The organism is Methylobacterium sp. Leaf456, from assembly GCF_001425465.1.
GTDB lineage: Bacteria > Pseudomonadota > Alphaproteobacteria > Rhizobiales > Beijerinckiaceae > Methylobacterium.
Map to the genome: position 1 here is coordinate 243025 of NZ_LMQV01000041.1, position 20491 is coordinate 263515.

A 20491-nucleotide genomic window follows, 5' to 3' on the forward strand; every position below is an offset into this window, starting at 1 on the left:
ATGAACAGCGAAGAACGCGACATCATCAACGGCATCTTCCAGCGGCTCGAACAGGCATCCGGCCAGCCCCGCGATGCCGATGCCGAGCGCTTCATCGCCGAGAAGCTGCGGGCTCAGCCCTACGCGCCCTACGCCATGGCGCAGCTGGTCTACGTGCAGGAAGAGGCGATCAAGAGCCTCAATCAGCAGCTCGAACAGGCCCGCCAGCAGCAGGCGCAGCCGCAATCGTCGGGCGGCGGCGGCTTCCTGTCGAGCATCTTCGGCGGCGGCGGCAGCCGCCAGGAGCCGCAGCGCTCCGCCAATCAGGGCTGGGGCCAGCAGCCTCCGGGCTACGGGCAGCAGCAGCCGGGCTACGGCCAGCAGGGCGGCTATCCTCCCCAGGGCGGCCCGCAGGGTGGTCCTTGGGGCGGCCAGCCGGGCTACGGTCAGCAGCAGCAGCCGGCACGCGGCGGCGGCTTCCTCGCGACCGCGCTGCCGATGGCGGCGGGCGCGGCGGGCGGCATGCTGCTCGGCAGCGCGCTCTCCAACGCCTTCGCGGGCGGCCATTCGAGCCTCGGCAGCGCCTCGGCGGCCGGCCTGAGCGGCGGCGATATCTCCGGCGCCAGCGGCGGCGATCAGGATCTCGGTTCAGCGCTCGGCGGCGGTGACGGCGGCTTCCAGAGCGCCAGCTTCGGCGGCGGCGACACCGGCGGCGATTTCGGAGGCGACCTCGGCGACGGTGGGGACGACGACTGGGCCTGATCTTCTTCCGGCGTCTTCTTCCGGCCTGACATGAAAGAGCCCGGCGCCGCGAGGCGCCGGGCTTCTTTTCTGCCCGGAGACGGCGCTCAGATCACACGGCGCTCAGATCACCTCGACCCGCGTTCCGACCGGGGTGCGCTCATAGAGGTCGATCACGTCCTCGTTCATCATGCGGATGCAGCCGGACGAGACGTTCTGGCCGATCGTGTGCGGCTCGTTGGTGCCGTGGATGCGGTAGAGCGAGGTGCCGAGATAGAGCGCCCGCGCGCCGAGCGGGTTGCCGGGGCCGCCCTCCATGTGCCGCGGCAGGTCGGGGCGCCGCGCCAGCATCTCGGCGGGGGGGGTCCAGTTCGGCCATTCGCGCTTGTTGGTGATCGCCTTCACGCCGGTCCAGACGAATCCCGGCCGCCCGACGCCGATGCCGTAGCGGATCGCCTGCCCGCCGGGCTGGATCAGGAAAAGGTGCTTGGCGTTCGTGTCGATGACGATGCTGCCGGGCTTGCCCGGGCCATCGTAGGTCACGACCTGACGGGCGAAGCGCGGATCGACCGCGCGGGCGATTCCCACTTCCTCCGCCGGCGGCTGCGACGGCAGCGCCGCCAGGCGGGTGCGCGGCTCGGGACCTGCGGCCTGCCGGGTCTGGCGCGGCGCGAGCCCACCATAACCGTCCACGGCCGGATGCCGCGTTTGACCGTAAGCGGTCCCTTGGGCGCTGCCCGTCATCAGGAACTCGATGAAGCCGCCGCCGTACTGGCCCGGCGGCACATGCGCCTGCGCCTGCGCCTGGGCCGACCCCGCTCCCAGCAACGTGAGGCCTAGAGCCACCCCGCCCATTCCGAACCGCATCGTCCCGCTCCCCGGCTTGCCCGCGTGTGGCGAGAGGGTCCGCCACGGCGGCTGGCGGCCGATGAACGAAGATGGTGAATCGAAGCGGCCCGCACGCGAAAGACGAAGCGTTGTCAACGGGCCGTAAACGGAGCTTCCGACGGGAAACCTTTAGCAAAAATAAACCACTGCGCGGGATTGTGACCGCACGACACGCTTCGCAGGGCCGACACGACCGATGATGACCAAGCGCTATCGCATCGAGGAAAGCCTCGGCTTGGCTGCCGCCCCGGTCGCGCCCGCCCCGCAGGCGGAGGCGGCGCCGAGTCCGCGCCTCGACGAGATCCTCACCGCGATCAACGATCTGCGCCGCATCACCCAGGCCAGCGCGGGCGAGACCATCGAGGCCTGCCGCCGGGAACTCGGCGAGGCCTTCGCCATGCGCCGCGAGCTGGAGGTGATGAAGGAGGCGATTGCTCGGACCAAGACCGAGATCGGAAGCCTCTACCGCTCGGAGAATTCCGGCAAGGGCATGCGCCGCGTCGCGGGCGAGCTCGACGCCGTGGTCGAATCGACCGAACAGGCGACATCGACGATCCTCAGCGCGATCGAGCGGATCGAGACCAACGCCAACATGATGCGCGGCACGCGCCTGCCCAAGGCCGCCCAGGACAATCTCGACGGCATCCTCGACAGCGTAGTCGGCGCCTACGAGGCCTGCAACTTCCAGGACCTGACCGGCCAGCGCATCAGCAAGATCGTCGGCGTGCTGAAATTCGTCGAGGAGCATCTCGACCGCGTCATCGATGCCTGGAGCAGCCTCGACAGCTTCAGCGACCTCATGGGCGTCGAGGCCGGCGCACCGGACGCCGACGACGAAAGTTCGCTCCTCAACGGGCCGAAGCTGCACGACGATCCGGGCCATGTCGATCAGTCGGACATCGACGCACTTTTTGATTGATTGGCCTCAAGCGCCGGCGGCCGCGTCCGCGGCCTTAGGCTTCTCGCTCCGCTAGACGCCTCAGCAGGGCCGAGGCCGCTGCGCGGGGCGCTCTTCGCGCCCGGCCATACGGCCGTGCCTCCTGCTCCGTCGCTGCTTCCGGTCGAGCACCGACCCTTCCAACCGGAATCCACCCGGCCTACATGGGCCGCATGAGCCGCGCGACCCGATCCAGTTTCGAGGACGTCCCACCCGAGACCTTCGACGAGGACGAGCGCGAGCCGCAGGCCGACGAGGTCGCCGCCCTCGACGACGCGCCGGAGATCGACTTCGACATCGACCACGGGGCGGTGAAGGTCGGGACCGAGATCATCCGCCGGTTCTGGTCGACCCTGCCGTCCTCGCCCGGCGTCTACCGGATGTTCGACCACAAGGGCGACGTCCTCTACGTCGGCAAGGCCAAGAACCTGAAGGCCCGGGTCGGCTCCTACGCGCGGGGGCAGGCCCACTCGAACCGCATCGCCCGCATGATCGCGCAGACGGCGGCGATGGAGTTCGTCACCACCGCGACCGAGACCGAGGCGCTGCTGCTGGAGGCCAACCTCATCAAGCAGTTGAAGCCCCGCTTCAACGTGCTGATGCGGGACGACAAGTCGTTCCCCTACATCCTGCTCACCAGCGACGGCCCGGCCCCGCAGGTCGTCAAGCACCGCGGCGCGCGCCGCCGCAAGGGCAATTATTACGGCCCCTTCGCCAATGTCTGGGCGGTGAACCGCACGGTCAATGCGCTGCAGCGCGCCTTCCTGCTGCGCACCTGCTCGGACAGCTATTACGAGAACCGCACCCGGCCCTGCCTGCTGTTCCAGATCAAGCGCTGCTCCGGCCCCTGCACCGGCGAGATCGCCGAGGCGGATTACGTCGCGCTGGCCGACAACGCCCGCGCCTTCCTCTCGGGCAAGTCGAACGCCGTGAAGGACCGGATGCGCGAGGAGATGCAGGCGGCCTCGGAAAACCTCGAATTCGAGCGCGCCGCCCGCTTCCGCGACCGCATCGCCGCGCTCTCGGCGATCCAGGGGACGCAAGGCGTCAACACGCAGGGCGTCGAGGAGGCCGACGTGTTCGCCCTCGACGAGCAAGCGGGCCAGTTCTGCATCGAGGTGTTCTTCTTCCGCAACTTCCAGAACTGGGGCAACCGCGCCTATTTCCCCAAGGCCGACCGGTCCATGAGCGCCGAGGAGGTGTTGGCCTCGTTCATCTCGCAGTTCTACGACGACAAGCCCGCGCCGCGTGTCGTGCTGGTCAGCCACGCGGTCGAGGACGCGGAGCTGGTGGCCGCCGCACTGTCGAGCCGGGTCGAGCACCGGGTCGAGTTGCACTTGCCGCAGCGGGGCGAGCGCAAGAACCTCGTCGATTACGCCAAGCGCAACGCCAAGGAGGCACTCGGCCGGCGGCTCGCCGACACCGCCTCGCAGGGCAAGCTCCTGGCCGCGCTCGGCCAAACGCTCAACCTTGCAAAACCCCCGCGCCGGGTCGAGGTCTACGACAACTCGCACATCTCCGGCACGAATGCGGTGGGCGGGATGGTCGTGGCCGGGCCGACTGGTTTCATGAAAACGCATTACCGCACCTTCAACATCAAGTCGGAGGAGCTGACGCCGGGCGACGATTTCGGGATGATGCGCGAGGTGCTGACCCGCCGCTTCAAGCGGCTGGCCAAGGAGGCGCCGCGCACGCCGAGCAAAGCCGAGGCCGGCCTGCCGCAGGTTGTGGCCGAAGAGCAGGCGGCCTCAGCCGCCACGGAATTGGAAACGGCTCTGGAGAACGCGGAAAACTTCCCGGCTTGGCCCGATCTCGTCCTGATCGACGGCGGCGCCGGGCAACTCGAGGCGGTGCGCGGGGTGCTGGCCGAGATCGGCGTCACCGACGTGCCGCTGGTCGGCATCGCCAAGGGCCGCGACCGGGACGCGGGCCGCGAGACCTTCTTCCTGCCCGGCCGTCCGCCGTTCAAGCTGCCGCCGCGCGATCCGGTGCTCTATTTCGTCCAGCGCCTGCGCGACGAGGCCCACCGCTTCGCCATCGGCACCCACCGGGCCAAGCGCAAGCGCGAGATGACGAAAAACCCCCTCGACGAGATCGCCGGCATCGGCCCCACCCGCAAGCGCGCGCTCCTGCTCCACTTCGGCACCGTGAAGGCGATCGAGCGGGCCGCGCTCGAAGACCTCGCCAAGGCGCCCGGCGTGAACGCGGCCACCGCGCGGGCCGTCTACGACTTCTTCCATGCCAATGCCTGAGCCGGTTCCCGACCCGATCCGCGAGGCCGGGCCGCATTCGTCGCGGTTGACGCCCTCCCCCGCCCGTGATTTCACCGCCCCGATGAACGCCGTCCTTCCCCGACGCCGGTCGCAGGCCTGGACGCTCGCGAACTGCCTGACCTACGGCCGCCTCGTCGCGGTCCCGGTCGTCGTCGCCCTGCTGTTCTGGCCGGACGAGTTCGCCGCGCGCTGGGCCGCCTTCGGCGTGTTCGTCGCCGCCGCGATCACCGACTACCTCGACGGCTACGTCGCGCGCGCCTACGCCCAGAGTTCGGCGCTCGGGCGCATGCTCGATCCCATCGCCGACAAACTCCTGGTCGCCGCCTGCCTGTTCATGCTGGCCGCCGACGGCACCATCGAAGGAGCATCGATCGGCGCCGCCATCGTGATCCTATGCCGCGAGGTGCTGGTTTCGGGGCTTCGCGAGTACCTCGCCGAGCTGAAGGTCGGCCTGCCGGTCAGCCGCATCGCCAAGTGGAAGACGACCGTACAGCTCCTGGCGCTCGGCGTGCTCGTGGCCGGCCCGGCGGCCGAGCGGGTGATTCCCGGCAGCATGACCCTCGGCATCGTCCTGCTGTGGCTCGCCGCCGTCCTGACGATCTACACCGGCTGGGACTATATGAGGGCCGGCATCCGCCACGCGATCGACGATCCGCGCTGATTCTTTTTGGACTTTGGGACCGCCCGTGTGGCATCGGCGCGGGTCCGGGGACGTGATCCATGAAACTCGTCTACTTCGCCTGGGTGCGCGAGCGCGTCGGCAAGCCGGAAGAGACCGTGACCCCGCCCCCCGAGGTCGCCACGGTCGCCGACCTGATCGGCTGGCTCAGGACACGCGGTGAGGAATACGCCTACGCCTTCGAGACCGACGGCGTGGTCCGCACCGCCATCGACCGGGTGCACGCCAAGCCCGCGAGTTCGATCGCGGGCGCCCAGGAGATCGCGTTCTTCCCGCCGATGACGGGGGGCTAACCCTCCCGCACCACCTGCACCGAACTCCCTTCCGCCTCCCCCTCGCGGATGGGCTCGCAGCGCCCGCCGAGATGGCGTGCCAAAAAAGCTTCGGCGCGGGCGAAGAAGGCCAGCCGGTTGTCCGGGCGCACGAGGCCGTGGCCCTCGTCCGGGTAGAGCAGGTAGGTGACCGGCACGCCGCTGGCGTCGAGCGCCGCGACCATCTGGTCGGATTCGGCTTGTTTCACCCGCGGGTCGTTGGCGCCCTGGACGATCATCAGCGGCGCCCGGATGCGATCGGCGAAGTAGACCGGCGAGCGCTCGCGGATCAGCGCCATGCCCTCCTCCGTGTCGGGATCGCCGATGGCGCGGTGGAGCTGCGCCCGCATCGCCTCCCAGTAGGGCGGGATGGTGCGCACCAGCGTCTCGAGGTTGGCCGGGCCGACGAGGTCGATGCCGCAGGCGTAGGTCTCCGGGTTGCGGCACAAAGCCATCAGCGCGGCGTAGCCGCCGTAGCTGCCGCCCATGATCGCGACGCGGGCCGGATCGGCCACGCCCTCGGCGACCGCCCAGGCGACGGCGTCGAGCAGGTCGTCGTCCATGGCCCGGCCCCAGGCGCCGTCGCCCGCATTGAGGAAGGCTTTTCCGAAGCCGGTCGAGGAGCGGAAGTTGACGCTCAAAGCCGCGTAGCCGCGGTTGGCCAGCCACTGGTGCATCGGATCGAAGCCGAAGCTGTCGCGCGCCCACGGGCCGCCGTGGACGAGGAGCACCAGCGGCCCTGGCCCGTCCGCGCCGAGGGGGCGGCTGAGATAGGACACGAGGTCGAGCCCGTCGCGGGAGCGGATCACCGCCGGATGCATGGGTGCGAGCGGCGCACCGTCGAGTTCCGGGCGCGCGCTGCCGAGCGGGCGCAGCGTCTTGGTGCGCCGGTCGTACAGCGCCGCCTCGCTCACCCGCGTGTCCGAGCGGGCGACGACGATCCACAGCGTGTCGTCCTCGCTGCGGCTCGCCGGATACCAGTCACCGAGCCCCTGCCCGTCGAGGAAGGCGAAGTCGTCGGCGAAGCGCGCGTCCAGCACGTGCCAGCGGCGGCGGGCATGGGTGACCGAATAGGCGATCGGCGCGCGGGTCTCGATGTCGTGCAGCACCGTGCCGATGTCGGCCTCGTCATGCGCCGCGAGCGTGCGGGTGTCGCCGCTGGCGATGTCGATCCGGGTGAGCGCGGCGGTGTCGCGGCTGCGGCTGTCGCGGCAGAACAGGATATCGCCGGTCGCGTCGAGATTCTCGGCACCCGAGGCGCGGGCATCCTCGGGCCGGAAGGTGAGCCACGGCTTCCACGTCTCGCCGTCGCGGATCAGCAGTTCGCTCGATCCGTCTCGGCGGTTCCGCGCGGCGAAGCGCACGGCGTAGTGGTCGTCGATCAGGAAGCCGGCGAAGCCCGGATTCTCGGCGACCAATGTCCGCTCGCCGGTGGCGAGATCGACGCTGTGCAGGTCGTGGAAGCGGGCGTCGCGGTCGTTGAGGGCCAGCAGCACCCGGTCGCGCACGAGCCGGCTCAGGCCGACGATGCCGGCGGCGATGCCGGGATAGGGGGTGAGATCGCGGTGCTCGCCGGAATCGAGGTCGGCGGCGAACACGTGGTAATTTTCGTCACCATCGGCGTCCTGCACATAGAGCAGGTGGCGTCCGTCATAGGTGAAGGCGAAGCTGTCCACCGCCCGGCGCCGGTCCCGCGTCACGGGGGTCGCCGCGTCGAGAGCGTCGAGGGGTGCCGACCAGATGTTGAGCACGCCCTCGAACGGGGCGACCCAGGCGAGGCGCCGACCGTCCGGGCTGATCTGATGGCCGTACCGCGTCGGGTTGCCGAACAGGTGCTCGCGCGGGATCAGATCGACCATGATGTCTCCTCGCGGGGTTTTTTTCGCGAACCCCGCGAGCAAAGGTAAGGCCGCTTCAGCCCAGCACCACCACCTTGGTGCCGACTTCGACCCGGTTGAACAGGTCGATGGCGTCCTGGTTGATCATGCGGATGCAGCCCGAGGACACGCTCTGGCCGATGGAGTGCGGCTCCAGCGTGCCGTGGATGCGGAACAACGTGTCCTTGTTGTTCTGCCACAGATACATGGCGCGGGCCCCGAGCGGGTTGCGCGAGCCGCCGGGCACGCCGAGGCCGCTCTGGAGCTTGTCGACCTGACCGGCGAGGTCGGGCCGGCGGGCGATCATCTCTTTCGGCGGATACCAATCCGGCCAGGCCTGCTTCGAGTTGATCGTCGCGGTGCCCGACCACGCGAAACCCTGCTTGCCGACGCCGACGCCGTAACGCCGGGCCCGCCCGCCCGGCAGAACGAGGTAGAGGAAGCGGGCGCGCGGATCGATGACGATGGTGCCCGGCGGCTCGGGGGTGCGGAAATCGACCTCCTGACGCAGGTAGGTCTGGTTGAACTTCTTGTAGTTGATCGGCGCCACCGGGAACGGCTCGCCCGACGCCGGCCCGTAGGCGCGGGCGTAGTCGATCGGGCCGTTGTCCGGCTGCTGCGGCGGCATCTGCCAGCCGGACTGACCGGGCGCGGCCGGGCGCGGCGTCTGGATCGGGCCGTTGGCCGGGCTCTGGTTGAGGGCCTGACCGGCGGGCGCCTCGGGCGGCGGCTCGCCGAAGCGCTCGGCCCGGCGGCGAGCGTAGGCCTCGGCGTCGAGATCGACATCGGTGTCCGGCACCGGACGGCCGTGCACGACCCGGCCGCTATACGGCACGTACTGGCCGCCGCGCTTGCGGTAGAGCTGGCCCGCGGCATCCTGATAGAGCCGGTCGTCGTCGAAGCCACCGAGCCCTTGCGCAGCGGCAAGGCCCGGCAGGCTCATGAGCGCGAGGCTCGTCGCGGCCCCGAGGAGAAGGGTACGGCGGTTCTGCATGGACATGGATCGCTCGAAAGAAATGCGCCGGACCGGGACCAGCTTCCGAAAGCGGATAACGGTCACGATCGTCCGGGCCGGCTGAACTGCCCCGCTCGGATGTAACAAGGAGCCGGCCGCACGTCACGCCGCCCGCCCCAGGCAACGGTGGGCTAACACGACGACTGTGCGAACATTGTGTCCGAAAGGTTACACCGACCGGCGACGTCCGAACCGGGGACGGGCCGGCGAGCCGACATTAACGATTTCGAAAAAATTGTGCCGATGAAGGCGGAATCGTGGTGGACGACGATTGCATCCGCATGGGCACCGACTAGATGAAGCGTGACCGTTCGGCCCTGACCACGGACCCCCACATCGTGCGCGCCCCGTCCTTCCGCATCCTGCTCGGATCGCTCTGCTTTGCCTTGAGCGTATCCCCCGAGGCCCTGGCCGCCGCCAAGGCCAGGCCCGAGGCCAAGCCCCCCGTCCGGGCCGCGGCCCCCGCCGTTTCGGCGGACAAACCCGGAACCGCCTGGACCGCCGCCGAGCCCGACAACTGCACCCGCGCCCGGCGCAAGCTGTGGCAGGAAGGCGAAGGCTGGATCGTCAAGACGATCACGGTTTGTCGATAGGCCGTCGCTTTCAGCGCTGTGCTATCTGTTGTGGCTGGCCTTAAGCGCCGGCGCTCGCCTCCGCGGGCTTAGCCTTTCGCTCCGTTAGACGGTCTCGGCTATCACCGAGGCCCGCTGCGCGGCGCGCTCTTCGCGTCCGGTTACACGGAGTTGCCGCACGTTCCTGGCGCTAGCGAACCGGTTCGTCACAGGAGATCGCAGCCCGCGACGCGGGACGACTCGAAGCCGGCTGCCCAACCCGCTACAACCCCCACCGCCGCGCATGATCCTGCGGCGACGGCTCGGCGGACCTTTCCGGTGATACGCGTCCTCCACACGGGCGACTGGCATATCGGGCAGACCCTGCGCGGCTTCTCGCGCGAGGCCGAGCACGCGGCCGTGTTCGCGCGGCTGGAAGCCATCGTGACCGAGCGCGAGATCGACGCCCTCGTGGTCGCGGGCGACGTGTTCGATTGCCAGAACCCGTCGGGCGAATCGCAAGCCCGTTTCTACGCCCTGATGGCGCGGCTGCATCGGGCGCGGCCCGGCATGACCATCGTGATCACCGCGGGCAACCACGACGCCGCCGGGCGGCTGGAGGCCCCGCGCCCGCTCTTGGAGGCCATCGGCGTGCGGGTGATCGGCAATGTCCGCCGCCGCGACGGTATGATCGACCCGAGCCATCACCTCGTGCCGATCCACGACGCCTCCGGCGAGGTCGCCGCGCAGGTGCTCGCCGTCTCCTACCCCACCGCCGCCTGCCTGCCGCCGCTCTCCTCGATCCGGAATGCGGAAGTCAGCGAAGCCTCGCCGATCGTGCGCGGCGTGCGCGACCTCTACGGCCAGCTGTTCGAGGCGGCCCGGCCCCGGCTCGCCGGCCTGCCGCTCCTCGTTACCGGCCATCTCCATGTCGCGGGCGGCCTCGAATCGGAGGGCGCCGAGCGGCGCATCCTCGTGGGCGGCGAGCACGCCGTCCCGACCGACGTGTTTCCCGACGAGGCGCGATACGTCGCGCTCGGCCATCTCCACAAGGCGCAAGGGTTGGGGCGCGGGCACGTGCGCTATTGCGGCTCGCTGATCCCGCTCTCGGCCGCCGAGCAGCCCTATCGCCACGGCGTCACGCTGGTGACCCTAGGCTCCGGCCCGGCCAAGGTCGAGCAGATCGCGATCGAGCGCCCGGTCCCGTTCCTGCGCCTGCCGGCCGCCAGTGACATGACGCTGGACGATCTCGGCGACCATCTCACGGCGCTCGCCCTCGACCCCGACCTGCCGCTGGAGGCCCGGCCCTTCGTCCAGGTGCGGCTCGCCCGCGAGGGCCTGTTGCCGGGCTACCGCGCCGAGGTCGATCGGATTGCGGAGAGCTTCCCGGTGCGGATCGTGGACGTGCGCGTCGCCGTGCCCGCGCGGGCGGCAATCGAAATTGGGGAAACCGAGGCGCCGCCGCCGCGCCTGTCCGAGCGCGACCCGGAAGAACTCTTCCGCCTCGCCTACCGCGCCCGCTGGGACGAGGAGCCGGGCCTGCCCCATCTCGACGTGTTCCACCGCGCCCGCGCCGAGGCCTGAGCCGGCCGCATGCGTATCCTCGCGATCCGCGGCGAGAACCTCGCCAGCCTTGCCGCGCGGTTCGAGATCGATCTCGCCGCTGGTCCCGTCAGTGCCACCGGCCTGTTCGCCATCACCGGCGAGACCGGGGCCGGCAAGTCCACCATCCTCGACGCGCTCTGCCTCGCCCTCTACGGCCGCTATCCCCGCGTCGCCGTGAGCCGCCGCGAGGACGTGCCGGACCCGAGCGGCGAGGCTCTGAGCGCGGGCGACGGCCGGGCGATCCTGCGCCGCGGCGCGGGCGCGGGCTTCGCCGAGGTCGATTTCGTCGGGCAGGACGGGGTGGGCTACCGCGTCGGCTGGGAGGTGTTTCGCGCCCGCAACAGGGTGGACGGGCGGCTTCAGGGCGAGCGGCGGCGGCTGCACCGGCTCGACGACGGCAGCGCGGTCGCCTCCGGCAAGACCGGCGTGCTCGCCGCGGTCGAGCGGCTCACCGACCTCACCTTCGACCAGTTCCGCCGCACGGTTCTGCTGGCGCAGGGCGAGTTCGACGCCTTCCTGCTGGCCGCCGAGGGCGAGCGGGCCGAACTTCTGGAAAAGATCACCGGCACGGAAATCTATTCGGAAATCTCGAAACGGGTCCATGCCGGCTTCGAGACGCATCGGCGCGCCGTCGAAACCTTCGAGGCCCGCCGCGCCGAGATCGGCCTGCTCGATGCCCAAGCGCGCACGGCCCGCACCGACGAGGCGGCGGCGATCCGGGCGGAGGCCGGCCCGCGCCATGTCCGGCAGGCCGCGCTTCGCCACAGCTTGGAGACGACCCGCCGTCTCGACGCCGCGCGCCAAAGCCTCGCCGCGGCCGAAGCGCAGGTGGCGGCGACCGGCGCCGCCCTGGCGAATGCGGAGTCCGACCGGCTCCGGCTCGCCGAACTCGACGCGGTCGAGCCCCTACGCGGGCGCGCGGAGGCGATCGACGCGAGCTTCCGCGATCTCGCCGCAGCGGAAGCGCAGGCGCTCGCGAGCGCCGAGCGGGTCGCGGCGGCGCAAGCCGAGACCCAGGCGGCGGAGGCCGAGCGCACCGAGGCCGCAGCCGCCGACGAGACCATGGAGGTCCTGTTCAAGAGTTTCGGGCCGCTTTGGGACCAGGCGGCCGAACTCGACGCCGCCATCGTCCACGCCGACCGAGAGGCGCAGGCCGCCGCCGCGCATTCCGAGGCGGCGACGAAGGCTATTGAGGCGGCGCGGACGACGCTCGCCGGGCTGGATCGACGCTTGGCCGTCCTGGCCGAGGCGAGCGCGACCGATGCCCGGCGGCTGGAAGCGGAGGCCTCGCACGCGCTCCTGGCCGAGCGCGGCGAAGACATCGCCCGGCGCATCCGCGAGCGCGGCCGGCTGCGGCGTGAGGCCGTATCGGCGGCAGAATCCGAGAAGAAGCACCGGGCTGAAATCGCCCGCTGCGACGCGGCCGCGGAAGCCGGCACCGGGCGGCTCGCGGAAATTCGCGCCCGCCGGGCCGCGCTGGCGGTGCGCCGGGCCGAGCGCGAGGCGGCGCTCGCCGCCCTCGACGAGCCGGCGGCGCTGGCGCGCGCGGGCCATCTCGAAGCCTTGCTCGACGCCCTGCGCGAAGCCTACGCGCTCGCCGGACGCCACGCCGCCGCCCTCGCGGATGCGGCTGCGGCCCGGCAGGACGGCGCAGGTGCGGAGGCCGACCACGCGGCGGCGACCGCCCGCTGGATCGCGGCGGAGGCCGGCTTGCGGGAGGCGCAGGGACGCCGCGCCGAGCTGCTGCCGCTCGCCGAACTCGCGGAAGAGAGCGTCTCGCGCGAGGCGGCGCGGCTGCGCAGCCTGCTCGTGCCGGGCGAGCCTTGCCCGGTCTGCGGCGGCTGCGAGCACCCGCACGCCCACGCCTCGAACGACGCATTGGGCCGGCTCGCGGACGAGTTGCGGACCCGCCGCACCGCCCTCGACGCCGAGATCGCCGCCGAGAACACCGCCCGCGACCGCGCCCGCAGCGAGACCGCGGCGGCAGAGGGGCGCCGCGGCGAGGCCGAGCGTCGGGCGGATGGGGCTGAATCCGCATCGCGCGAAACGCTCGATCTCTATCGCGATCTCCTGCCTCGGCTCCTCGAAGCCCTCGCCGCGGCGGGCCTCGCCGCCGCGCTGCCGCAGGAGCCGCAAGCCGAGTCCTTGGCCGCAGCCGGCCTCGCGGCACGGGCCGAGCGCGAGCGGATCGTCGAAACCCTCGACGCCGCCCGCGCCCTGCGCAGCGAGATCGACGGGCTGGTCCGCGCCCGCGACAAGGCGGAGGGTCAGGCCGCCAGCGAGAGTCGGGCACACGAGCTTCTGGGACGGCAGCGGCAGGAGGCGGCGCTCGCCGCCGGCCGCGCCGAGGCGGACGGCGCGGCGCTTGCCGAGCGCATCGCCGCGCTGACCGCCGATCTCGGGCCAGCCCTGAGCGCGGGCGACCTCGGAGAAGCCGATCTCGACCGCGACGCCGAGGCTGCCGCGCGGCGGATCGAGGCGTTGGGCCAAGCCTACGCTACCTTGAGCGCACGCCACGCCGCCCGCGAGGCCGAGCGCGCCGCCCTCGCCCCGGAGCGGGCGGCGGCCGTCACCGCGCTCACGGATCGGGACGAGGCCGCGCGCCGCGCCAAGGTCGAGGCCGCAAACCGTGCGGAAAAACTCGCTCAGGAGCGGGAAACCCGAAAGACCCTGCTCGGCGGCGAGGCGACGGGCCCGCACCGCACCCGCATCAACGCTGAGCGCCGCGCCGCCCACGATGCGCTGAAGCGGGTGCAGGAGCGAGCCGCGGAAGCCGCCCGCGGGCTGGCGGTGCGCCTCTCGGAGGCCGGGGGCACGGCGGCCGAGCAGGAGCGGGCGCTGGCCCGCCGCGCAGCGGCCGAGGCCGCGTTCACGCAAGGATGCGGCGCGCGCGACCGCGCTGCCGTGGCCGGGCTCCTAGCGGTGCCGCCTCCTGAGCGGGAGGCGTTGCGCGCGACCCTCGAAGGGCTCATCCGCGCGGCGGCGGACGCCGCGACCGCCCGCGCCACCCGACGGGCCGATCTCGACGGGCTCGCCGACGCCGCGGAGATCGACGCCGCCGTCGTACAGTCGGAAGCCGCGACGCTCGCCGAAACGGAAGCGCAGGCGCAGCAGCGCCTCGGCGCCCTCGACGCCGAGCTGGCCCGCGACGACGACGCTCGGGCACGCGCCGAGGGCCTGGAGGCGGAAGCCGCAGCGGCCAAAGCCGAGTTCGCAATCTGGGCGCAGGTCGAGGAGGCGATCGGCTCGGCCGGCGGCGACCGGTTCCGGCGCTTCGCCCAAGGCATCACCCTCGATCACCTCGTCCATCTTGCCAACGAACAGCTGCGGGCGCTCAGCCCGCGCTACCGCCTCGCCCGCAGCCCGGCCGCCGATCTCGGTCTCCACGTGATCGACCGCGACATGGGCGAGGAACGCCGCGCCACCCGCAGCCTATCCGGCGGCGAGCGCTTCCTCGTCTCGCTCGCGCTCGCGCTGGCGCTCTCGGGCCTGGAGGGGCGGCAATCCTTCGTCGACACCCTGTTCATCGACGAGGGGTTCGGGTCGCTCGACGCCGAGACCCTCGATCTCGCCGTGGACGCCCTGGAGACGCTGCAAGGCCGCGGGCGAAAGGTCGGCGTCATCACCCACGTGGCCGGGATGATGGAGCGCATCGCCGTGCAGATCCGCGTGGAGAAGCGCGGCAGCGGGCGCAGCGTCGTCCGGGTGGTGGATCGCGGCGCTGCCGTTCCGTGAGGCAATCGCCCCGGCTGCTCGAATCCTGGGCAGGGGATGGCGCGTGGGACGCCAGGGACAAAGCTACCGAGTAGCCTTTCTTCCCCACCGCCGTCGTTCCGGGGCCGCGCAGCGGAACCCGGAATCCACCCGCGATGCGCCGTTCCCGGTCGCAATCGAACCGTTATGGCCAGTCGTGGATTGCACGCCGCTGGCGCGCCCCTTCGGGTCCGGGTTCGCCTTCGGCGCCCCGGAATGACGGCGGGCGATGGTTTCGGGGTCGGTGGCAGCCTCATCCCAGCTTGGCACGCCGGCTGCATAGCCTCGTCAGGCTGCCCCTGGCAGCGGCGGGGCAACGGCGCCTCGCGGTCCGGACGGCGCTGGTCCGGCAACCTCCCCCGCTTGTGCGATCGCCCCCGGCCCGATGGTCCGGCGGCTTCGCCTGACACCGAGCACGCCGATGGCTTCCTTCAAGACCGTGATGAAATCGGGCCACCCCCCGACCCTGTTCGCCGCGTTCCTCTACTTCGATTTCTGCTTCGCGATCTGGGTGCTCAACGGCGCCATGGGCCCGTTCATCACCGAGACCTACGGGCTCACCCCGGCCCAGACCGGCTTCATGATCTCGCTGCCGATCCTGGCCGGCGCGATCATGCGCTTTCCCCTCGGCGTGCTGGCCCAGTACATCGGCCGCAAGAACGCGGCGCTGACCGAGATGGGCGTCATCGTGCTGGCGATGGCCTACGGGTTCTTCTTCGTCTCCTCCTACAACGACGTGCTCGCCATGGGCGTGCTGCTCGGCATTGCCGGCGCCTCGTTCGGCGTCGCGCTGTCGCTCGGCTCGGGCTGGTTCCCGCCGGAGCACAAGGGGCTCGCCATGGGCATCGCGGGCGCGGGCAACTCGGGTACCGTGCTCGCCGTGCTGTTCGCCCCGCCGCTGGCCCAGGCCTATGGCTGGCAGGCGGTCTACGGCTTTGCCGGCGTGGTGATGATCGTGCCGATCGTGGTGATGATCCTGCTTGCCAAGGAGCCGCCGGATCTCCACGGCCAGAGCTTCAAGGAACACGTCTCCTGCCTGTTCACCAAGGACGGCTGGGCGTTCTCGCTGATCTACGTCATCACCTTCGGCGGCTTCATCGGCCTGTCGAACTTCCTGCCGACCTTCTTCTATGAGCAGTTCGCCGTCACCAAGGTCGAGGCCGGGCGCCTCACCATGCTGGCCGCGCTGATGGGCTCCGGCATCCGCATCCTCGGCGGCTACTTCGCCGATCGCATGGGTGGCATCATGGTGCTCTCGATCGTGCTGCTCGCCGCCATCGGCTCGTTCCTGGCGCTCACCGCGACGCCGTCGCTCGTCGCCACCACCATCCTCTTCATGCTCTGCTTCGCCGCGCTCGGCGCCGGCAACGGCGCGCTGTTCCAGCTCGTGCCCCTGCGCTGGCCGACCAACACGGCGGTGGCCGGCTCGATGGTCGGCGAGGTCGGGGCGCTCGGCGGCGCGATCCTGCCGAACGTGATGGGCCTGTCGAAACAATATACCGGCGGCTTCGCCCCCGGTTTCGTCGCCTACGCGGTATTCGCGACCGTCGTGCTCGGCTGCCTGTTCCTGTGGCAGCGCAAGTGGGTCGGCACCTGGGTCGGCCCGCGCGGCAAGGTGCTCGACAAGTCGAGCGAGGCGCATGAAGCGGGCGGGCGGATGGAGCCGGCAGCCGTCTGACGACGGCTTCACGCGAACGAAAGCGGGGGCCCGATGCGGCTCCCGCTTTCGTTCGTCACAGCGGCTCGCCCGTCACCGTCGCGAAGGTCAGCAGATCGACGCGCTCGGCCCCGCCTCGTAACAGCGCCCGCGCAGCGGCATTACCGGTGGCGCCGGTGGTGGCGACATCGTCCACGAGAAGGATGCGCCGTCCGGCGATGCGCGGGCGCGCCGCATCCGGCACACGAAAGGCGCCCTGCAGGTTCAGCGCGCGCTGGTTGCGCGTGAGCCCGACCTGGGGCCGCGTCGCCCGCACGCGGGCGAGCGCCCGGACATCGCAGGGTTTGTCGGCGAGTCGTCCGATGGCGCGGGCCAGCAGGGCCGCCTGATTGAAGCGGCGGCGCCACAGGCGGAACAGGTGCAGCGGCACCGGCACGATCAGATCGATCTCGTCCAGCAATTCGCGGCCGGACGAGGCCATCATCCGCGCCATGGTGCGTGAAAGGTCGAGGCGGTCGCCGTATTTGAGCCGGTGGACGAGGTCGCGGGCGGTGCCGTCGTACAGGGCGACGGCACGGGCGCGCGCGTAGACCGGCGGGTCGGCGATGGCGCGCGGCGAGAGCAGCGGACCGGTGCCGAGATCGAGGGCGAAGGGCGTGCCGAGCCGCTCGCAGAACGGCCGCTCGATCAGGCGCAACCCGCTCCAGCAGGTGGCGCAGAGAGCGTGCAGCTCGGCGGTGGCCGCAGCACAGCCAGGGCAGGTCGGCGGGTAGACGAAGCCGAGCCCCGCCGCCGCGGCGCGGCGCAGCGCCTGCCGCAGGGCGGGGAACGGCGCGTCGAAGGTCAGCGAGCGGCCGGCTGGCCGGCGTCGTTCTGCGACTTCGTCTTGTCCTGCTTGTTGGCCTCGTGGCGGCCGATGGCGCAGCCTGCCGCCGCACCCGCGATGCCGTGGCCGACCGCGTGACCCGCGAGCCCGCCGACCGCGGCGCCCTTGAGGCAACCCTTCGCCTCGGCGGCGCCGGCCAGAGCGACCGCAGCCAGGATCAGCGCTGTCCGGAGAACGATCCGTGTCATGTGAACCTCCTTGATCGACGGCGCAAAAACGATTGCGCGCCATCCGGGTTCCAAACCGTTTTGCCGCATCCGCAGCTTCATTTTCTATCCATTTCCGGGCCCGTTCTGGCCGGTGCACGATGCAAGCCCCATCTGCTCCTGCAATGAGCCATCCGACGCCCCTGTTCGACACCGCCTTGATCCGCCGCCGTCTCGCCCGCGCGCGGGCAGGCGGCTATGCCGACTTTCTGATGGACCGCGTGCTCGACGATTTCGAGGACCGGCTCGCGGCGGTGACGCGTCCGTTTCCCCTCGCCCTCGATCTGGGCAGCCCGGTGCCAGCGCTGGCCGAGCGCCTGCGGGCGGGGGGGCGCGTCGACAACCTGGTGCGGCTGAGCCCCCTGCCCGAGGCGGGGGCCGACTGCGTGGGGGACGCCGAGGCCCTGCCCTTCGGCGCGGACGCGGGCTTCGACCTCGCGGTGTCGGCGCTGGCGCTTCAGCACGTCAACGACCTGCCGGGCGTGCTGGTGCAGCTGCGCCGGGCGCTGAAGCCCGATGGCTTGTTTCTCGGCTGCCTGCTCGGCGGCGCGACGCTGACCGAGCTGCGCCAAGCCTTCCTCCAGGCCGAGAGCGAGACCGAGGGCGGCGCGAGCCCGCGGGTGGCGCCGTTCGCAGAACTGCGCGACCTCGGCGGTCTGCTGCAGCGGGCGGGCTTCGCCCTACCGGTGGTCGATGCCGACACCGTCCGCGTGCGTTACCGTGACCCGTTCGCGCTGATGCGCGACCTGCGCGCGATGGGGCTGACCAACGCGCTGACCGACCGCCGCCGCACGCCTTTGCGCCGCGCCACCCTGATGCGCGCCGCCGCGATCTACGCCGAGCGCTTTTCGGACCCGGATGGACGGCTGCGGGCGACCTTCGAGGTGCTGTGGTTCTCGGGCTGGGTGCCGCACGAGAGCCAGCAGAAGCCCCTGCGCCCCGGCACCGCAAAAACCCGCCTCGCCGAGGCCCTCGGCACCGCCGAGCATCGACTCACGCCCGACACCGGAGAGACGCGATGAAGGAACCGGGACCCGCCCATCCGATCACGATCACGCCGCATGTCGGCACGGTGCGTGTGCGCGCGGGCAGCCGCATCGTGGCGGAGAGCGCGCGGGCGCTGGAACTGCGCGAGGCGAGCTATCCGCCGGTGCTCTACATCCCCCGCGAGGACGTGGCTGCGGACGCGCTGGCCGCGAACCCACGGCGCACCCATTGCCCCTACAAGGGCGAGGCGAGTTATTTCGATATTGTCGGTGCCAGGGCGGCGGCGTGGTCCTACGAGAATCCGTTCCCGGCCGTGGCACGCATCCGGCGTCACCTGGCGTTCTATCCGGATCGGGTCGAGGCGATCGAGGCGTAAGCGTCTGTTGTGCAGCGTCTTTCCTACCCACAACCCTCATTCTGAGGTGGCGACGCGAAGCGGCGCCCTCGAAGGAGGCCTCCAGAGATCGCGCGACTTGTGGAGCCCTCCTTCGAGGCCCGCTGTGCGGGCACCTCAGGATGAGGGGAATGGATGGGAAGAACGCGCTCGTGAGCCAGCAGCCGGCGGCGTGAGCGTCCGCGCCCCCTACTTCTCCGCCAACTGCCAGAACCCGTATTTCCGCCCGTGCGTCTTGCGTAAGCCTGCGACATAGGCCGCGTGATCCGGCTTGAGACCGCCCGGCTCCACCTCTTCGGCCAGGATGGCGAGCTTGGCGAGATCGCGGACGGCGTGGCCGTAGGCGTTGGCGCGGGCGCGCTCCAGGATGTCGTCGATCAGCGCCCGGTAGAGCAGGCTCGCGGCGAGCGGATGGTCCGGCGCCAGCGCGTCGGCGGCGGGCGCCAGCACCTCCCAGTTGCGGCCCGACCATTCGCTGCGCCGCGCCAGCACGAGACGGGCGGCGCGGTCGAGATTCGGCCAGCCGATCAGGAAGTAGAGCCCGAAATGCGCGTCCTTGCGCGTCTCGGCCAGATCGAAGGCGCGCTCCAGCGCCTCCTCGTCCTCGAAATCCGGCAGCTTGGCGAGGTGGTCGCGCAGCATCTGCGGATCGAGGGTGCGGGCGAACCGGTCCCAGCGCAGCTTCTGCGCCTCGTCCTTGCGACCGAGCGCGTCGAGGATGCGGGCTTCGAGCGCCGTGCGATCCTGCCCGGGCTCTCCGAGGCTGAGGGCACCTTCGAGCAGGGTCTCCACCGTCAGGGTGGCTGCGCGCGGATTCGGCGCGCGCCGGACCCAGTCGAGCGCCTCCTCGTGCCGGCCCGCCTCAAGCAACCGTTCCGCCACCGCCACGACGTCGGGCCGGTCGGGCGCGTTCTTCGTCTCCAGGGCGATGAAGGCATCGACGTCGCCACGGGCATCGGCCACCGCCTGCCGCAGCTTGCCGAGGCGCAGGCGGTGATAGCGGCGCTCCCACTCGGCCTCGCCGGCCGAGAAGGCATCGCGCCCGGTCTTCGTCTTGGCCTTGGGCAGGGCGGCCAAAGCCTCGTCCAGCACCGCATCGAAGCGGTCGAGGGCGGATTTCGGCAGTTGGGGCACGAGGGCGTCGAGGATGCTCCCGAGGAAGCCGTAGCCATCCCCGGCGAGCCCGCCGACGAGGCGCGTCGCGAACGCCGCCACGGTCTCGGGCGGCTGGGCCGTGGCGATGCCCACGGCGGCCTCCGCGGCGGTCTCGTAGACGCCATGCACCTGCCCGCTCGAATCGTCGACGCGCTCCAGCGTGGTGTCGGCGGTGGCGAGGAAGCGCATCAGCCGGTCGAGCGCCATGCCGGCATCGAGCGGCTTCAGGTCGGACAGCATGGTCGTGACCGTGGCGTCGAGGTCGGCGGCAAACGCCTTGCGCTTCTGCCAGTCGATGAAGCCGCGGGCCTTCTCCAGGGCGGCGAGGCGCCGGTCGATCACCGCCGCCACGGTGTCGGGGCCCTGCAACGCGGCGAGCGCCGCCGTGACCCGCTTCTTGAAGGCCGGGCTCTGGCCGACCTCTTCGAGGATCAGGGCGATCAGCCGCTCCTGGCTCAGGGCCGAAAGGGTCTCGGGCGAAGGCACGGTGCTGCGCGATTTGCGCGGCTTCGCCACGGGTTTTTTCGCGACAGGTTTCTGTTCGGGTTCCGCCGCCGCCTTCGCCCGTCTCGCCATGATCCCGTCCCCTATCGGCCG

17 protein-coding genes are annotated in these 20491 nt (G+C 71.1%); 11 read left to right on the forward strand and 6 right to left on the reverse strand.

The window, feature by feature from the left end; genetic code table 11:
* Entirely contained in the window at positions 1-741 is a 741-nt protein-coding gene (locus tag ASG52_RS19780; RefSeq protein WP_056246973.1) for a DUF2076 domain-containing protein, read from the forward strand.
* 102 nt (positions 742-843) lie between these two features.
* On the opposite strand, the gene ASG52_RS19785 is transcribed toward ASG52_RS19780, so the two are convergent.
* On the reverse strand, positions 844-1575 hold the full coding sequence (locus ASG52_RS19785) for a L,D-transpeptidase (RefSeq protein ID WP_156384052.1): 732 nt from the start codon (positions 1573-1575) through the stop codon (positions 844-846).
* 229 nt (positions 1576-1804) lie between these two features.
* On the opposite strand from ASG52_RS19785, the gene ASG52_RS19790 reads away from it, so the two are divergent.
* The 4 genes from ASG52_RS19790 (at position 1805) to moaD (ending at position 5790) form a co-directional block, all read left to right on the forward strand.
* On the forward strand, positions 1805-2527 hold the full coding sequence (locus ASG52_RS19790) for a protein phosphatase CheZ (protein ID WP_056246978.1): 723 nt from the start codon (positions 1805-1807) through the stop codon (positions 2525-2527).
* A 191-nt stretch (positions 2528-2718) separates the two neighbouring features.
* Positions 2719-4797, forward strand: a complete 2079-nt coding sequence (gene uvrC / locus ASG52_RS19795; protein ID WP_056247090.1) for an excinuclease ABC subunit UvrC — start codon at positions 2719-2721, stop codon at positions 4795-4797.
* 82 nt (positions 4798-4879) lie between these two features.
* Complete coding sequence (gene pgsA / locus ASG52_RS19800) at positions 4880-5479, forward strand: CDP-diacylglycerol--glycerol-3-phosphate 3-phosphatidyltransferase (RefSeq protein ID WP_082552659.1); 600 nt, start codon at positions 4880-4882, stop codon at positions 5477-5479.
* A gap of 59 nt (positions 5480-5538) precedes the next feature.
* Entirely contained in the window at positions 5539-5790 is a 252-nt protein-coding gene (moaD, locus tag ASG52_RS19805; RefSeq protein WP_056246980.1) for a molybdopterin converting factor subunit 1, read from the forward strand.
* On the opposite strand, the gene ASG52_RS19810 is transcribed toward moaD, so the two are convergent.
* Positions 5787-7667 (reverse strand): S9 family peptidase, encoded by a 1881-nt coding sequence (locus tag ASG52_RS19810; protein ID WP_056246983.1) that lies wholly within the window; start codon positions 7665-7667, stop codon positions 5787-5789. The two genes, moaD and ASG52_RS19810, sit on opposite strands and share 4 nt — an antisense overlap.
* A gap of 55 nt (positions 7668-7722) precedes the next feature.
* Entirely contained in the window at positions 7723-8685 is a 963-nt protein-coding gene (locus ASG52_RS19815) for a L,D-transpeptidase (RefSeq protein ID WP_056246986.1), read from the reverse strand.
* Positions 8686-8996: 311 nt separating this feature from the next.
* Between ASG52_RS19815 and ASG52_RS19820 the strand changes: the two genes are divergently transcribed.
* From ASG52_RS19820 to ASG52_RS19835, 4 genes are all read left to right on the forward strand, one after another.
* On the forward strand, positions 8997-9293 hold the full coding sequence (locus ASG52_RS19820) for a hypothetical protein (RefSeq protein ID WP_286159113.1): 297 nt from the start codon (positions 8997-8999) through the stop codon (positions 9291-9293).
* 297 nt (positions 9294-9590) lie between these two features.
* Complete coding sequence (locus ASG52_RS19825) at positions 9591-10835, forward strand: exonuclease SbcCD subunit D (protein WP_056246988.1); 1245 nt, start codon at positions 9591-9593, stop codon at positions 10833-10835.
* Between the two features lie 9 nt (positions 10836-10844).
* Entirely contained in the window at positions 10845-14591 is a 3747-nt protein-coding gene (locus tag ASG52_RS19830; protein ID WP_056246989.1) for an AAA family ATPase, read from the forward strand.
* A gap of 439 nt (positions 14592-15030) precedes the next feature.
* On the forward strand, positions 15031-16287 hold the full coding sequence (locus ASG52_RS19835; protein WP_056246992.1) for an MFS transporter: 1257 nt from the start codon (positions 15031-15033) through the stop codon (positions 16285-16287).
* Positions 16288-16342: 55 nt separating this feature from the next.
* Here the strand turns inward: ASG52_RS19835 and ASG52_RS19840 are convergent, their stop codons facing one another.
* Both ASG52_RS19840 and ASG52_RS27970 read right to left on the reverse strand, forming a co-directional pair.
* Complete coding sequence (locus ASG52_RS19840) at positions 16343-17113, reverse strand: ComF family protein (protein WP_056247094.1); 771 nt, start codon at positions 17111-17113, stop codon at positions 16343-16345.
* The gene (locus tag ASG52_RS27970; RefSeq protein ID WP_056247096.1) at positions 17110-17340 is read right to left on the reverse strand and encodes a hypothetical protein; all 231 of its coding nucleotides are present in this window, start codon (positions 17338-17340) and stop codon (positions 17110-17112) included. Before ASG52_RS27970 ends, ASG52_RS19840 begins: the two co-directional genes overlap by 4 nt.
* Before the next feature lie 143 nt (positions 17341-17483).
* On the opposite strand from ASG52_RS27970, the gene ASG52_RS19850 reads away from it, so the two are divergent.
* Positions 17484-18380, forward strand: a complete 897-nt coding sequence (locus ASG52_RS19850) for a methyltransferase domain-containing protein (RefSeq protein ID WP_056246995.1) — start codon at positions 17484-17486, stop codon at positions 18378-18380.
* Entirely contained in the window at positions 18377-18721 is a 345-nt protein-coding gene (locus ASG52_RS19855) for a DUF427 domain-containing protein (RefSeq protein ID WP_056246997.1), read from the forward strand. The genes ASG52_RS19850 and ASG52_RS19855 overlap by 4 nt, the downstream gene beginning before the upstream one ends.
* Before the next feature lie 207 nt (positions 18722-18928).
* On the opposite strand, the gene ASG52_RS19860 is transcribed toward ASG52_RS19855, so the two are convergent.
* Positions 18929-20470 (reverse strand): DUF6880 family protein, encoded by a 1542-nt coding sequence (locus ASG52_RS19860; protein WP_056246999.1) that lies wholly within the window; start codon positions 20468-20470, stop codon positions 18929-18931.
* Positions 20471-20491: the final 21 nt, after the last annotated feature.

What these genes read in the sequence shown, in the direction of transcription:
- ASG52_RS19780 (WP_056246973.1), top strand. Translation starts at nt 1, where the DNA reads ATGAACAGCGAAGAACGCGACATCATCAACGGCATCTTCCAGCGGCTC.
- ASG52_RS19785 (WP_156384052.1), bottom strand. Translation starts at nt 1,575, where the DNA reads ATGGGCGGGGTGGCTCTAGGCCTCACGTTGCTGGGAGCGGGGTCGGCC.
- ASG52_RS19790 (WP_056246978.1), top strand. Translation starts at nt 1,805, where the DNA reads ATGATGACCAAGCGCTATCGCATCGAGGAAAGCCTCGGCTTGGCTGCC.
- uvrC (WP_056247090.1), top strand. Translation starts at nt 2,719, where the DNA reads ATGAGCCGCGCGACCCGATCCAGTTTCGAGGACGTCCCACCCGAGACC.
- pgsA (WP_082552659.1), top strand. Translation starts at nt 4,880, where the DNA reads ATGAACGCCGTCCTTCCCCGACGCCGGTCGCAGGCCTGGACGCTCGCG.
- moaD (WP_056246980.1), top strand. Translation starts at nt 5,539, where the DNA reads ATGAAACTCGTCTACTTCGCCTGGGTGCGCGAGCGCGTCGGCAAGCCG.
- ASG52_RS19810 (WP_056246983.1), bottom strand. Translation starts at nt 7,667, where the DNA reads ATGGTCGATCTGATCCCGCGCGAGCACCTGTTCGGCAACCCGACGCGG.
- ASG52_RS19815 (WP_056246986.1), bottom strand. Translation starts at nt 8,685, where the DNA reads ATGTCCATGCAGAACCGCCGTACCCTTCTCCTCGGGGCCGCGACGAGC.
- ASG52_RS19820 (WP_286159113.1), top strand. Translation starts at nt 8,997, where the DNA reads ATGAAGCGTGACCGTTCGGCCCTGACCACGGACCCCCACATCGTGCGC.
- ASG52_RS19830 (WP_056246989.1), top strand. Translation starts at nt 10,845, where the DNA reads ATGCGTATCCTCGCGATCCGCGGCGAGAACCTCGCCAGCCTTGCCGCG.
- ASG52_RS19835 (WP_056246992.1), top strand. Translation starts at nt 15,031, where the DNA reads ATGGCTTCCTTCAAGACCGTGATGAAATCGGGCCACCCCCCGACCCTG.
- ASG52_RS27970 (WP_056247096.1), bottom strand. Translation starts at nt 17,340, where the DNA reads ATGACACGGATCGTTCTCCGGACAGCGCTGATCCTGGCTGCGGTCGCT.
- ASG52_RS19850 (WP_056246995.1), top strand. Translation starts at nt 17,484, where the DNA reads ATGAGCCATCCGACGCCCCTGTTCGACACCGCCTTGATCCGCCGCCGT.
- ASG52_RS19855 (WP_056246997.1), top strand. Translation starts at nt 18,377, where the DNA reads ATGAAGGAACCGGGACCCGCCCATCCGATCACGATCACGCCGCATGTC.
- ASG52_RS19860 (WP_056246999.1), bottom strand. Translation starts at nt 20,470, where the DNA reads ATGGCGAGACGGGCGAAGGCGGCGGCGGAACCCGAACAGAAACCTGTC.